Below are 12,894 nucleotides of genomic sequence, written 5' to 3' on the forward strand. Positions count from 1 at the left end.
TACAAACGGCCTGGGGCTGACAAAGAGAGATTACGTTAGCGTAGCCTATCATTTTATGCCAGCCCCTATTATCTACTGGCTGCCGCAACCTGCGGCGAGGTAGTGTGAACTTAACTTTGCGTGTTGTGTTTTATCGCTTTTCTGAAATCATCCATTGAACAGAACCCGTTAGCATCAATCGGACAGCCCTTAATTTCCAGCGTGACACGTTTTGGTGGTGCCTGAAGGGTCAGCGGCGTCTTATTACGAATTTGCTCAGTCGACAGATAGATATATTCGATCTTCATCATATCTTTATTTTGTTTCGTATCTTTCCAGCGCTCAAATACCACTTTGCCGCTGATTGGCGTTTTCTCATATTGGTCTGGCAATTGGTACTCTTTAGTCTTAAGGGCTGCCAACAATGATGCAATATTAGAGTCATGCCCAACCAATACCGCCAATTTAGCTTTCTGCGCTGCTAATTCATTAGGCGTTTTCTCACCGACGGGATCAAGAGCAGCACTGATAAAACCGACTAACTTCTCAGCCGCATTATCCGCAATGGCAGGAGAACCGAATAACGTCTCATGGTAGAGGTTTTTGATATCGATTAATTTACGCCACTCTTCCGCTGACTGAATCCGTCCCCAAGCCACATCTTTAATCGGAAAACCCTCGTAATATTGCAGCATAAACGCATCTGATGCACCGGTACCTAATTTTAACGGGCCGGTAATGCCTGGCTCTTTATTTTGTACCAATACAATATTGGTTGGCTGGGTACTCCAGTCACATTTCTTATCCGTTAAACAGGCGGGTGATTTTTTATAATCCAATACGCGGGAAAGTAAGTCGTAATTAGGCTGTAAACGTTTATTCAGCCCTTCGACCCCACCCGGCCCGGCGTGTTGATTAATCGATGCCAAGGCTTTTTCTTTAAATTCTGGTGTGACATCTAGCGTGATGATCGGATTAAAAACCGGATCCATTTTGCCGATATCTTTTTGGTGCGCCACTGGCACATTACAACCAGGGAAAGCGCCGAATAAGAAATGCTGCGCGGTACCAATGGTCCTTGGCAAGCTGTTAGCATAAGTAAATACGGTGGTATCTGCCGGGCATCCTGCCGCTTTCAGCAATTTGGCATTAACCAGCCACTCGCGGAAATACCCCCCCATCATCGCCTCAAGCTCTGCCCCTTTCGGTGTCAGATACCCTCCTGGGGTGGTCCATTGTGGCCATTTATCTGGTGTCGCACTGGAAAGCATATCGCCATAATTAACTAAAGGTGCGCGTATACCATGCCGGCTCATCACCAGCACTTGTTCAAGTTTATAGTTGTCACTTTTATCCTGTGCTACAACATGGGTTGACGCTGGCAAGAGTAGCGCTAATAGTGTCAGGGTGTATGCCGTCTTTATTTTTATCATCCTAATCTCCGTCATCCTGTTGATGGTAATAGTGTAAAAATAGATAGAAGAATAAATAGATTTTTCTATTGCTACAGATTTGTTACAACAAACATGATAGACAGAGATAACAGCTATAGTCGGAGTCTTGTCACAGTTCCGCTAATTGCTTCGTTACAACGTATCCGGGTGTTTCCGCATCGTTAAACTCTTATCCATACTCAGTGCTGATGTTTGCATAGGAATAAACTAATGAAAATTTTGGGTCTTATTGGCGGAATGAGTTGGGAGTCAACCATCCCTTATTACCGGATGATTAACCAGCAGGTTAAAGAACAACTTGGCGGTTTACACAGTGCCAAAATCATTCTCTACAGTGTCGACTTCCATGAGATTGAACAACTTCAGGCCAAGGGTGACTGGGAAACCGCAGCACAGTTGCTGTCTGATGCCGCCGTTTCATTAAAAAATGCCGGGGCTGACGTCATCGTGGTATGCACCAATACTATGCACAAAGTGGCTGATGACATTGAAGCGGCCAGCGGATTACCGTTATTGCATATCGCCGATGCCACTGCCGCACAAATTAAGCAGCAAGGGATCAATAAAATTGGCTTATTGGGTACCCGCTACACCATGGAACAAGATTTTTATCGGGGACGATTGACGCAAAAACACGGTATTGAGGTGATTACCCCCGATAGTATCGATCGCGAGATTGTTAACCGTATTATTTATGAAGAGCTGTGTCTGGGCGTTATCAGTGAAACTTCCCGTCAGGAATATCGCCGCATTATGGGCAAATTAGAACAGCAAGGCGTGCAAGGGATTATCTTTGGTTGCACTGAAATAACATTGTTGGTTAACGCACAAGACGCGAGCGTGCCGGTATTTGATACCACCGCAATACATGCCTGTGCGGCCGCAGAATATGCACTGAAATGCTAATGGTGATTATGCCCCATGCCCCATTTCCCAATGGCAGCAGAGCTTAACACCGCTTACTTCGGTCTCCCTTGCAAAGCTCAGCAATAGGCCGGGTAATAAAGGCTGCTACATCAATGCACCATTACGTTCGAAAAATATCAACCGCTAATAATATTCCGTCCCGCCGCTTTTGAGTTATAGAGCATTTTATCTGCGCGAATTAATAGTTGTTCCTGTGCTTCATTTTGCCCCAGCTCCACCACACCTAAACTCATTGTCACATTGATATTCCCTTCCACGGGCATGGTTTCGATACGTTGCCTGATTTTCTCGGCGATACATTTAGCCTCATTTAATTGCGTGTTAGGTAACACAATCATAAACTCATCGCCGCCCCAACGGCCTAAAACATCAATTTCCCTAATATTATTCCTAATCACATCAACAATATGCGTCAAGGTTAAGTCCCCAACAGAATGGCCATACTTATCATTAATAGATTTAAAATTGTCTAAATCCAACGAAAGCAATGACAACGGCTGGCAAAATCGTTTTGCGCGGTTATATTCGTGCTTGAGTACTTTTTCCAGCAAATAACGGTTAGCCGCAGAGGTTAATACATCTGTTTCAGATAGACTTTTTTTGATATCGAGTTGCTGTTGTAAGCGGAAATTGGTTTCGCGTAATTCAACGGTTCGCTCTTCGACTAACGCTTCCAGAGATTTATTCTTTAACTCTAACTTTTCCAGACGATGCTTTTTGTCATGGATATTACGGTGAGCGCCGATCATCCTCGATACTGAACCATCACTATTACGCTCAATCACCTTGCCGCGATCTTCAATCCACACATAATCGCCATCATGAGTCCGGCAACGGTATTCAATCTGGTATCTCTCGGCCTGATTATTAATATAGGCATCAAACTGAAACATCACTCGGTCAAAATCATCTGGATGGATGATTTTCTCCCAAGTATGGACTGTATTTTCAAATGCATCGGCGGGATAGCCCAGCATTTCATACCAGCCAGTATTACGATAAACAAATCCATTGTTGGCATTCCAATCCCAGATACCATCACTTATCACTTCCAGAATTTCATGAACAACGCGCTCGTTTAAATCGGCAATCTTAACCTTCTGATCACTTGGATTATGGCTCATTGAACTACCCTGCTGTGTTGGTAAATTAAAAGACAAAAATAAAATTGTTTAATTATTGTTCTAATATTGTAATTAACGTTTTTGAGCAGGCAAGGATTTTTTAACTTCAAATTTGGCTTTAAAGGAATAAAAAACATTAAAAATAGCTGAAATTAGAGCTAACGCATTAATATTCAATCACCTACATTTTATAATGTTATTCACCTTGGTTATTGAGTATAAGATATTTTTATGAATAGTCAGTGATCAACTAGTCTTCTTTGATACAAAAAGATGAAATTACTAAAAAAGGTTAATCACCTGATGATTATAGTATTTTTCTGTAGAAGTGTTTATTTATAGCGAATAAAAAGGCCCGCGATTGCTCGCGGGCCTTAATGACTCAGTATCAATGAGCAGAAATATCTGCGATTGACCTTATTTCTGGTATTTACGCATGACCAGAGTGGCGTTAGTACCACCAAAACCGAAGCTGTTAGACATAACAGTAGTCAGTTCGCGCTGAGTTGGCTCAGTGATGATATTCATCCCTGCAGCTTTCTCATCCAGATTTTCAATATTGATGCTTGGTGCGATAAAGCCGTGCTCTACCATCAACAGGCTGAAGATAGCTTCATGCACACCCGCCGCACCCAGAGAGTGACCGGTCATGGCTTTTGTTGAGGAAATAGCTGGCGTGTTATCACCAAACACCTCACGAATCGCGCCCAGCTCTTTCACATCACCAACCGGTGTAGAAGTGCCATGTACGTTCATGTAGTCAATTGGTGTATCAACACCTGCCATTGCCATCTGCATGCAACGAACAGCACCTTCACCTGATGGTGCAACCATATCAGCACCATCAGAGGTTGCGCCGTAGCCAACAATCTCAGCGTAGATGTGAGCACCACGCGCCAGAGCATGCTCAAGTTCTTCAACCACCACCATACCGCCACCACCGGCGATTACGAAGCCATCACGGTCTTGATCATAAGTACGGGAAGCTTTAGCCGGAGTTTCATTGTATTTGGTCGACAACGCGCCCATGGCATCGAACTCGCAGGCCATTTCCCAGCACAGTTCTTCACCACCACCCGCAAACACTACATCCTGCTTGCCCAGTTGGATTAACTCCAAAGCATGGCCAATACAGTGCGCAGACGTCGCACAGGCAGAGCTGATTGAATAGTTAACACCTTTGATTTTAAAGGGGGTTGCCAGGCACGCGGACACACCAGATGCCATGGCTTTGGTCACCATATAAGGACCAACACCTTTCAAACCGCGCGGGGTACGCATTGCATCAGAACCGGCAACCTGATTACGGGGTGAACCACCACCGGAACCCACCACCAGCCCACTGCGGAAATTAGATACCTGATCGTCTGACAGGCCAGAGTCTGCTATCGCTTCTTCCATCGCAAGAAAAGCATAAATTGAGGCGTCGCTCATAAAACGCAGCACTTTGCGATCAATGAGGTCTTTAGGCTCAGATGCCAGCTTTACATCGCCCCATACGTGGCTACGCATACCTGCGTCTTTAAATTCCTGAGCGAAAGTAATGCCAGAGCGGCCTTCCTGCAAAGATGCCAGAACTTCCTGCTGGTTATTACCAATGCTGGAGACAATACCCAAGCCAGTAATTACTGCACGCTTCATTCAATACCTCTTCCACTTATTTTACATTCGGGATTTTGCAACGCACTTTAGCGTACAGTTGTACGCCGAACAAGTCCGATCAGCGTAATATACCCAGATAATTTTACGATTTGCACGCGGCCGGTCACATAGTTAGAATCGCCCTACCCCTTGAGATACGAGTCTTTCAACGTGAGCCATCCCCCAATCCAAACCGCGACATTAAGCTGGAATGAACAGGGTACACCTGTATCGGAACAGTTTGGTGACATCTATTTTTCCAATGAAGATGGGCTGGAAGAGACTCACTACGTTTTTCTTAAGGGGAATGGCTTCCCTGAGCGTTTCATTCAACACCCGCGGGATAACTGCATTTTTGCCGAAACGGGCTTCGGGACTGGCTTAAATTTTCTGACATTATGGCGCGATTTCGCTCAGTTCAAACAGCAACACGCCAGTGCAAAACTCCAGCGATTACACTATATCAGCTTCGAAAAATACCCCCTACAGGTGGCAGATTTAGCTGCCGCCCATGACCGCTGGCCAGAACTGGCATTTTTTGCCGAACAATTGCGCGCGCAATGGCCGTTACCTCTTGCTGGCTGCCATCGTATTCTGCTAGCGCAGGGGAGTATCACTCTGGATCTGTGGTTTGGTGATGTCAATACCTTACTGCCCCAGTTGGATGCCAGCCTGAATAATCAAGTAGATGCCTGGTTTCTTGATGGCTTTGCCCCGGCGAAAAACCCCGATATGTGGAATGATATGCTGTTCAATGCCATGGCGCGGATGGCAAGGCCGGGGGGCACTTTTGCCACATTTACTGCCGCCGGATTTGTTCGCCGTGGTTTGCAACAAGCAGGTTTTGACGTAGCTAAAGTGACAGGTTTTGGGCAAAAACGTGAAATGCTCACGGGCAGATTGCCGCAAAGCATCGGGTCAGCCTCAGCGCCTTGGTACCATCGGCCAGCCGCGGTCCGTTGTGATGATATCGCGATCATTGGCGGCGGTATCGTCAGTGCATTGACAGCATTAGCCTTATTGCGCCGTGGGGCCAAGGTCACGCTCTATTGCGCCGATGCACAACCGGCGCAAGGTGCATCAGGTAACCGGCAAGGTGCGCTCTATCCCCTGCTAAACGGCAAAGATGATGCACTGGAAAACTTTTTCACCAGCGCATTTACCTTTGCCCGCCGCCAATATGATCAATTGTTAGCACAAGGCATTCATTTTGATCATCAATGGTGCGGTGTCAGCCAATTGGCATTTGATGAAAAAAGCCGTGGCAAGATTGATAAAATGCTGCAAATAAGCTGGCCGGTGTCATTCGCCGAAGCCATGAGCCGTGAACAGCTCAGTGCGCTCGCGGGGCTGGATTGCGCCCACGATGGTATACATTATCCCGCCGGAGGCTGGTTATGCCCATCAGACCTCACCACAGCGCTGCTGCTGCTGGCCCAACAAAAAGGCATGGCATGCCACTATCAGTATGAACTGAGTCAGTTAGAGCATGTTGACGGGCAATGGCAGCTCAGCTTCCAGCAACTCAGTGCCCAACCCATCGATAGCCAACAACACTATACCCAACAACCACTGACGGCGAAACAACATGCTACAGTGGTGCTGGCCACCGGCCACCGCTTAGCTGAGTGGCAACAAACCCAGCATCTGCCACTGTCAGCCGTGCGCGGGCAGGTCTCGCACATTCCCACGACCTCAGTACTCAGTCAGTTGCAGCAAGTGCTGTGCTATGACGGCTATCTGACGCCAGTGAACCCGGCTAACCAGCATCACTGTATTGGTGCCAGTTATCAGCGCGGCGATATTGCCACTGATTTTCGTGCCGATGAGCAGCAAGAGAACCGGGACCGCCTGTTACGCTGTCTGCCACAAGTAAATTGGCCGCATCAGGTTGATATCAGTGATAATCAAGCGCGCTGCGGGGTGCGTTGCGCTATTCGTGATCACTTACCGATGGTGGGCGCGGTACCGGATTATGCTGCAACACTGGCACAATATCAGGATCTGCCACGCAAAATTCAGCGTGGTGATGAGATAGCGCCAGCGCCGGTATGGCCGGAATTATTCATGGTGGGAGCTTTGGGGTCACGGGGGTTGTGCAGTGCGCCATTGGTGGCAGAAATTTTGGCCGCACAAATGTTTGGGGAACCGCAGCCATTAGATGCGCCGACGCTGGCGGCACTCAATCCCAATCGATTTTGGATTCGAAAATTGCTAAAAGGCAGGCCGGTACAACAGCGCGTTGCGAGGTTATCTTAGCGGGCAGCTCGCGGGGTGGCTTGCAGCGACGTCAAAGTCATTGGAGTCGCAGAGGCGAGGCCAAATAACGAACATCGCTACCCCCCCCCCCGCGACTCCAGCAATGAACGCTATTTTATAGCTTGCTCAAGTAAACGATCCCATAAACCCAATACCAAAACCTGATCCGGTGGGGAAAGCTCCCCGGCTTTGATCGCTTTTTCCAGGCTGGTCTGCACGCGGGCATGTAACTGCTCAGCCGTATGTTCACCAAACTCTTCAGATTCTGCCACGGCTAGGGTCAGATGGCCGCGCAGATAGCCGCCGGCAAATAAATCATCATCACTGGCGTGCTCTACCATGTCATCAATCTGCGCTAATATGTGCGTTTCGAACTCTGCGATCATCAACTTTCCTCAATAACCCGTCATATTTCAAAGCGCAGGTGTGTTGGCAGCATTCATTAACCCGAATCACTTACCGTCGTGGGCTCATCGGGATTATGAGCCTCATCAGAGGCTCACCCTGCGGGCCAGCGCAAGCGCTATTCAAAATGATTTACACCCAATTTGTATCTTGCTTGCCGCCTTCCTACACCTTGAAATCTATTGGGTTATATTCTATATCCAAAAATAATGGCGTTACAGCCAGGCTGCAAGCTACACGAGATCTTCCGGGTAAGGGAAAAGCGCGGCTACCAACGGCGGCGTATTGTAAAACGATTGTAGTGCCTGAATAAAGCCCGCAGGTCGTGGGGATATACCGTTTTCTAAATTCCACAACACTTGTTCGCGTACTTTGCGCTGGAATGTTATGCGATCCGGCTCACAATCCCCCTCCAGGTTGTCGCAACTGACGTTGAAAGGGAAACCCGCCGCTACACAGAACATCCATTCCAGTGCCTGTGGCTTGATCTCAACCACTTCAAACTGGCTCTGGGTTAATGCATCACGCCCATCCGGGCAGTACCAATAACCAAAATCGACCAACTTGCGCCGCTCTTCACCGGCAATACACCAATGGGAGATCTCATGCATTCCGCTGGCATAATAACCATGGGCAAAAATCACCCGATGATAGGGAAATTCGTCATCGGCAGGCAGATAAATAGGCTCATCGTCACCTTTTACCAGCCGGGTATTATATTGGTCGCTAAAACAGGCATTAAAAACATCGATTAATTGCTGATAATCATGGGTCATACTTGGGTCCGTAAGAGCGGTATCGTCAGCGACAGTCAGGCTCACTGCTATTTTGACACCTTAAGTTATGCGAAAACGTGTAACCCCAACCAGGAGGAGATCTCAGAACCGTGGCTGTCATACAGCAGCTTGCAGCTCATTACGAATGACACCACGACAATCATTGGGCGGATTAATTTTTGGCCTTTGGTCAACACCATATGTGCACCAAGGCGTGCGCCCAACACCTGCCCTACTAGCATCACCAACCCGATACTCCACACTACTTTGCCGCCGACGATGAAGAAGGTCAGGCCACCCAAGTTGGAGGTAAAATTAAGCACTTTGGCATGAGCGGTGGATTTTGCCAGATTAAATCCGCACAGCGTCACAAAGGCCAGCGCATAGAAAGAACCGGCTCCGGGGCCAAAGAAACCATCATAAAAACCGACACCACCGCCAGCAATCAAGGCAAAGGGTAGTGCGGATAGACGGCGCTGCTGATCAACTTCACCCAGCTTGGGAGTGAGCAGAAAATAAACACCAATCCCTATCACCAGCAATGGCAGAATTTGCCGCAAAATATCGGCCCGCATATGCTGAACCAAAATAGCACCCAGCATTGAGCCGACCAGTGTTAGAGCAATGGTCAGCTTTTGCTCTTTTAAATTCACCGCCCCACGGCGGATAAAATAGAGGCTGGCGGATAATGACCCGCCGACCGATTGCAATTTATTGGTCGCCAACGCCTGTGCCGGTGGTAATCCAACCGCCAGTAATGCCGGCACGGTGAGCAAGCCTCCGCCACCCGCAATGGAATCAATAAAACCCGCCAATAAGGCGACGACAAACAGTATCCCTAAAACCTCAGGGCCCAGCGTAAACCAATCCATGATTTATTCCGCAGCAAAATGGTTATCCAACAAAGCCTGACATGAAGGCGGCAATGGTGGGGGTAAGGTTTTACCCGGTTTAGCACTCGGTTGATGGGGCTGGAACCAGCTTTCCAGTTCTGCACCACAACCATCCCCCGCAGGAGGCGTGTCTTGATCCAAACACTCCAGGCTATCTGCCGGGCAGCGCAATCTTACATGCATATGTGCACGATGGCCGAACCACGGGCGCACTTTATGCAACCAATTACGATCCGTTCCGGCATCCAGACACAGTTGCTTTTTAATCGCCGGATTGACGAAAATACGCGTCACTTCGTTATCGTTAGCCGCTAACTTGATAAGGCTCTCGACCTGAGGTTGCCACAGTGCGGGGACGACCCGTTTGCCGTCGGCTGCCACCAAATCAACAGGTTGCGGTTTCAGCAATTGCTGTTGGCTCCAGCGCTGTACTGGCAGTTGTAACCAGATATCCACATCCAGACCAGATTGATGGCTGGCATGCCCACTACTAAAGCGCCCACCGGCGGGCATTGCCATATCGCCAATCAATACCGTTCCCAAGCGATGTTGCTCAGCCTGCGCACTCAGACGGTGGATAAAGTTCAGTAAATCAGGATGACCGAAATAACGGCGCTGATCCGGGCGCATCACCTGATAATCTGCCGATTGGAGCGGCAAAGACATTGCACCAATAACGCAGCCGTTGGCAAAACCACCAATCGACTGTGGAGAACCTGCAACCGGGTTGGCTATCTGTTGCCATGGCGTCGCCGCCATGACCGGGGCTATAGCGGTGAGTGCTACGGTAGCGGCAAGTGCCACTGCACCCACAATCCATTTGTTCATTGTGCCTACCAGCGCGGAACGTCGGAAACCACATCACCGCACTGTGCACGCTGGCGCAGCAAGTGATCCATTAACACAATAGCCATCATGGCCTCAGCAATAGGGACTGCGCGAATACCGACACAAGGGTCATGGCGACCACGGGTAACCATCTCAACCGCCTCACCCTGCCGGTTAATGGTTTGCCCTGGTACCATAATGCTGGATGTCGGTTTCAAGGCGATATGGGCCACAACCGGTTGCCCGCTGCTGATGCCGCCTAAAATGCCCCCGGCATGATTGCTCTGGAAACCTTGTGGGGTAATCTCATCACGGTTTTCACTACCACGCTTAGTAACAACAGCAAAACCATCACCGATTTCCACCCCTTTCACCGCATTGATACTCATCAGCGCATGGGCCAAATCTGCATCTAAACGGTCAAATACTGGCTCACCCAAACCAACCGGCACGTGTTCAGCGACCACGGTAATTTTGGCTCCAATAGAGTCACCGGCTTTTTTCAGTTCACGCATCAGCGCATCCAGCGGCTCCAACTTACTGGCATCTGGACAGAAGAACGGATTTTGTTCAACCAAATCCCAATCAATCAAATCACAACTAATATCGCCAATTTGTGCCAGATAGCCACGCACCTGCACCCCGAATTTCTGCGCCAGATACTTTTTAGCAATGGCACCGGCGGCAACACGCATCGCGGTTTCACGGGCTGAAGAACGGCCCCCTCCCCGATAGTCACGCACGCCGTATTTTTGTTCGTAGGTATAGTCAGCATGGCCTGGGCGGAAGACATCTTTAATCGTGCTGTAATCCTGTGACCGCTGGTCAGTATTCTCAATCATCAACCCGATGCTGGTACCGGTGGTTACTCCCTCAAACACGCCAGATAAAATACGCACCTGATCCGGCTCGCGGCGTTGAGTGGTATAGCGTGAGGTACCCGGGCGACGCCGGTCGAGATCCAACTGAATGTCAGCTTCAGTGATTGGAATGCCCGGCGGGACGCCATCAATAATACACCCCAAGGCGATGCCGTGAGATTCACCAAAAGTGGTGACGCGGAAAAACTGCCCAATACTGTTGCCAGCCATCACGGCTCCTTACCATTTAGTCATAAACAATCTGCCAGCATGATATTTATCACACTGACAGACTTTATAAGCAGAGATCGATTAATCGCGGTACATACTAAAATGCGGAGCGCAGTCAATCAGTTGCTGTTTGGTCAGCATAAATACGCCATCACCGCCGTTGTCGAACTCCAGCCAGGTGAAAGGCACATCAGGATATATGTCCATCAAATGCACCATGCTGTTGCCCACTTCGCAAATCAACACGCCATCATCTTGCAAGAAGTCCGGGGCGCAAGCCAGAATACGGCGAGCCAGTTTCAAGCCATCGCTGCCAGCAGCCAACCCAAGTTCAGGCTCGAAGCGGAACTCCTGCGGTAAGTCGGCCATATCTTCGGCATCAACATACGGTGGATTAGTGACAATCAAGTCATATTTGATTGGCGGTAAATCACGGAACAGGTCAGAGCGAATCGGTGTGACCTGATGTTCCATCTCATGCTGTTGAATATTATGTTCAGTTACTGCCAGAACATCATTAGAGATATCAACAGCATCCACTTCAGCGTCTGGGAAGGCATAGGCACAAGCAATAGCAATACAACCACTACCGGTACACATATCCAGAATATGCTTAGGCTGGTGTCTGATCAGACCATCAAAGCTGTTATTAATCAATTCAGCTATCGGTGAACGTGGCACCAATACACGCTCATCAACATAATATTCCATACCGCAGAACCAAGCTTTATTGGTCAGATAAGCAACCGGAATTCGCTCGTTAACCCGGCGGATCACCCGTTCGACAATACGGTGCCGCTCGCTCGACGTCAGGCGCGCACTGCGCATATCCTCAGGGATATCTATCGGTAAAAATAGGCTTGGGAAAACCAGTTGTACTGCTTCGTCCCACGGATTATCAGTACCGTGACCATAAAAAATATTGGCCGCATTAAACCGGCTAACTGCCCAGCGCAGCATATCCTGAATGGTGTGCAGCTCATTTACTGCTTCATCGACGAAAATCTTGTCCAAGGTATTCTCCAACAACGGTGCGAAAAATCATTATCTATCCCCTAGTTTGCCATGAAGCCCGCGACAAATCAGCAGCAATACATCAGTTGAATGATAACCGAATAATGAAAAGCACATTAACATTGAAAATTGTATGGATAACCGCTTGATTGCGAGAACAGCCAATACACCTACACCTTGAAATATGACGACATACCTATACCCAATAGATTTCGAGGCGTAGGAAGGCGGCAACCGAGATAATCCCGATGAGCTTACACAAGTAAGTGATTCGGGTAAGCGAGGGCAGCCAACACACCTATACCTTGAAATATGACGACATACCTATACCCAATAGATTTCAAGGCGTAGGAAGGCGGCAACCGAGATAATCCCGATGAGCTTACACAAGTAAGTGATTCGGGTAAGCGAGGGCAGCCAACACACCTACACCTTGAAATATGACGGGTATAGACATTTATTTAGACAGATGACGTTCAACAGGTAAACTGGAGGTAATCAAA

General features: G+C 48.5%; 11 protein-coding genes. 2 read left to right on the plus strand and 9 right to left on the minus strand.

From position 1 onward, the window contains the following. Positions 1–110 precede the first annotated feature (110 nt). Positions 111–1,412: a bifunctional glucose-1-phosphatase/inositol phosphatase gene (agp, locus tag Q2T72_RS15060; protein WP_083158220.1), complete on the minus strand. Its 1,302-nt coding sequence runs from the start codon at positions 1,410–1,412 to the stop codon at positions 111–113. A gap of 231 nt (positions 1,413–1,643) precedes the next feature. Between agp and Q2T72_RS15065 the strand changes: the two genes are divergently transcribed. Next, positions 1,644–2,339: an aspartate/glutamate racemase family protein gene (locus Q2T72_RS15065; RefSeq protein WP_083158219.1), complete on the plus strand. Its 696-nt coding sequence runs from the start codon at positions 1,644–1,646 to the stop codon at positions 2,337–2,339. Between the two features lie 137 nt (positions 2,340–2,476). On the opposite strand, the gene Q2T72_RS15070 is transcribed toward Q2T72_RS15065, so the two are convergent. Continuing rightward, the gene (locus Q2T72_RS15070) at positions 2,477–3,484 is read right to left on the minus strand and encodes a sensor domain-containing diguanylate cyclase (RefSeq protein ID WP_083158218.1); all 1,008 of its coding nucleotides are present in this window, start codon (positions 3,482–3,484) and stop codon (positions 2,477–2,479) included. Positions 3,485–3,901: 417 nt separating this feature from the next. Further along, complete coding sequence (gene fabB / locus Q2T72_RS15075; RefSeq protein WP_083158217.1) at positions 3,902–5,125, minus strand: beta-ketoacyl-ACP synthase I; 1,224 nt, start codon at positions 5,123–5,125, stop codon at positions 3,902–3,904. A 171-nt stretch (positions 5,126–5,296) separates the two neighbouring features. Between fabB and mnmC the strand changes: the two genes are divergently transcribed. Next, positions 5,297–7,384, plus strand: coding sequence for a bifunctional tRNA (5-methylaminomethyl-2-thiouridine)(34)-methyltransferase MnmD/FAD-dependent 5-carboxymethylaminomethyl-2-thiouridine(34) oxidoreductase MnmC (gene mnmC, locus Q2T72_RS15080; RefSeq protein ID WP_372569397.1), 2,088 nt, complete (start codon positions 5,297–5,299; stop codon positions 7,382–7,384). A gap of 110 nt (positions 7,385–7,494) precedes the next feature. On the opposite strand, the gene Q2T72_RS15085 is transcribed toward mnmC, so the two are convergent. The 6 genes from Q2T72_RS15085 to prmB form a co-directional block, all read right to left on the minus strand. Beyond that, on the minus strand, positions 7,495–7,770 hold the full coding sequence (locus Q2T72_RS15085; protein ID WP_005183422.1) for a YfcL family protein: 276 nt from the start codon (positions 7,768–7,770) through the stop codon (positions 7,495–7,497). A 252-nt stretch (positions 7,771–8,022) separates the two neighbouring features. Further along, the gene (locus tag Q2T72_RS15090) at positions 8,023–8,565 is read right to left on the minus strand and encodes an elongation factor P hydroxylase (RefSeq protein ID WP_372559930.1); all 543 of its coding nucleotides are present in this window, start codon (positions 8,563–8,565) and stop codon (positions 8,023–8,025) included. A gap of 65 nt (positions 8,566–8,630) precedes the next feature. Next, entirely contained in the window at positions 8,631–9,437 is an 807-nt protein-coding gene (locus tag Q2T72_RS15095) for a sulfite exporter TauE/SafE family protein (RefSeq protein ID WP_083158214.1), read from the minus strand. 3 nt (positions 9,438–9,440) lie between these two features. Next, entirely contained in the window at positions 9,441–10,286 is an 846-nt protein-coding gene (gene mepA, locus Q2T72_RS15100) for a penicillin-insensitive murein endopeptidase (protein WP_372569398.1), read from the minus strand. Between the two features lie 5 nt (positions 10,287–10,291). Next, positions 10,292–11,377 (minus strand): chorismate synthase, encoded by a 1,086-nt coding sequence (gene aroC, locus Q2T72_RS15105; protein ID WP_005183428.1) that lies wholly within the window; start codon positions 11,375–11,377, stop codon positions 10,292–10,294. A gap of 81 nt (positions 11,378–11,458) precedes the next feature. Then, positions 11,459–12,391 carry a 50S ribosomal protein L3 N(5)-glutamine methyltransferase gene (prmB, locus tag Q2T72_RS15110; protein ID WP_050084895.1) on the minus strand — a complete coding sequence of 311 codons (933 nt, stop codon included), beginning with the start codon at positions 12,389–12,391 and terminating at the stop codon, positions 11,459–11,461. Between the last annotated feature and the right edge of the window lie 503 nt (positions 12,392–12,894).

The organism is Yersinia sp. 2466 StPb PI (assembly GCF_041538325.1).
Taxonomy (GTDB): domain Bacteria; phylum Pseudomonadota; class Gammaproteobacteria; order Enterobacterales; family Enterobacteriaceae; genus Yersinia; species Yersinia enterocolitica_E.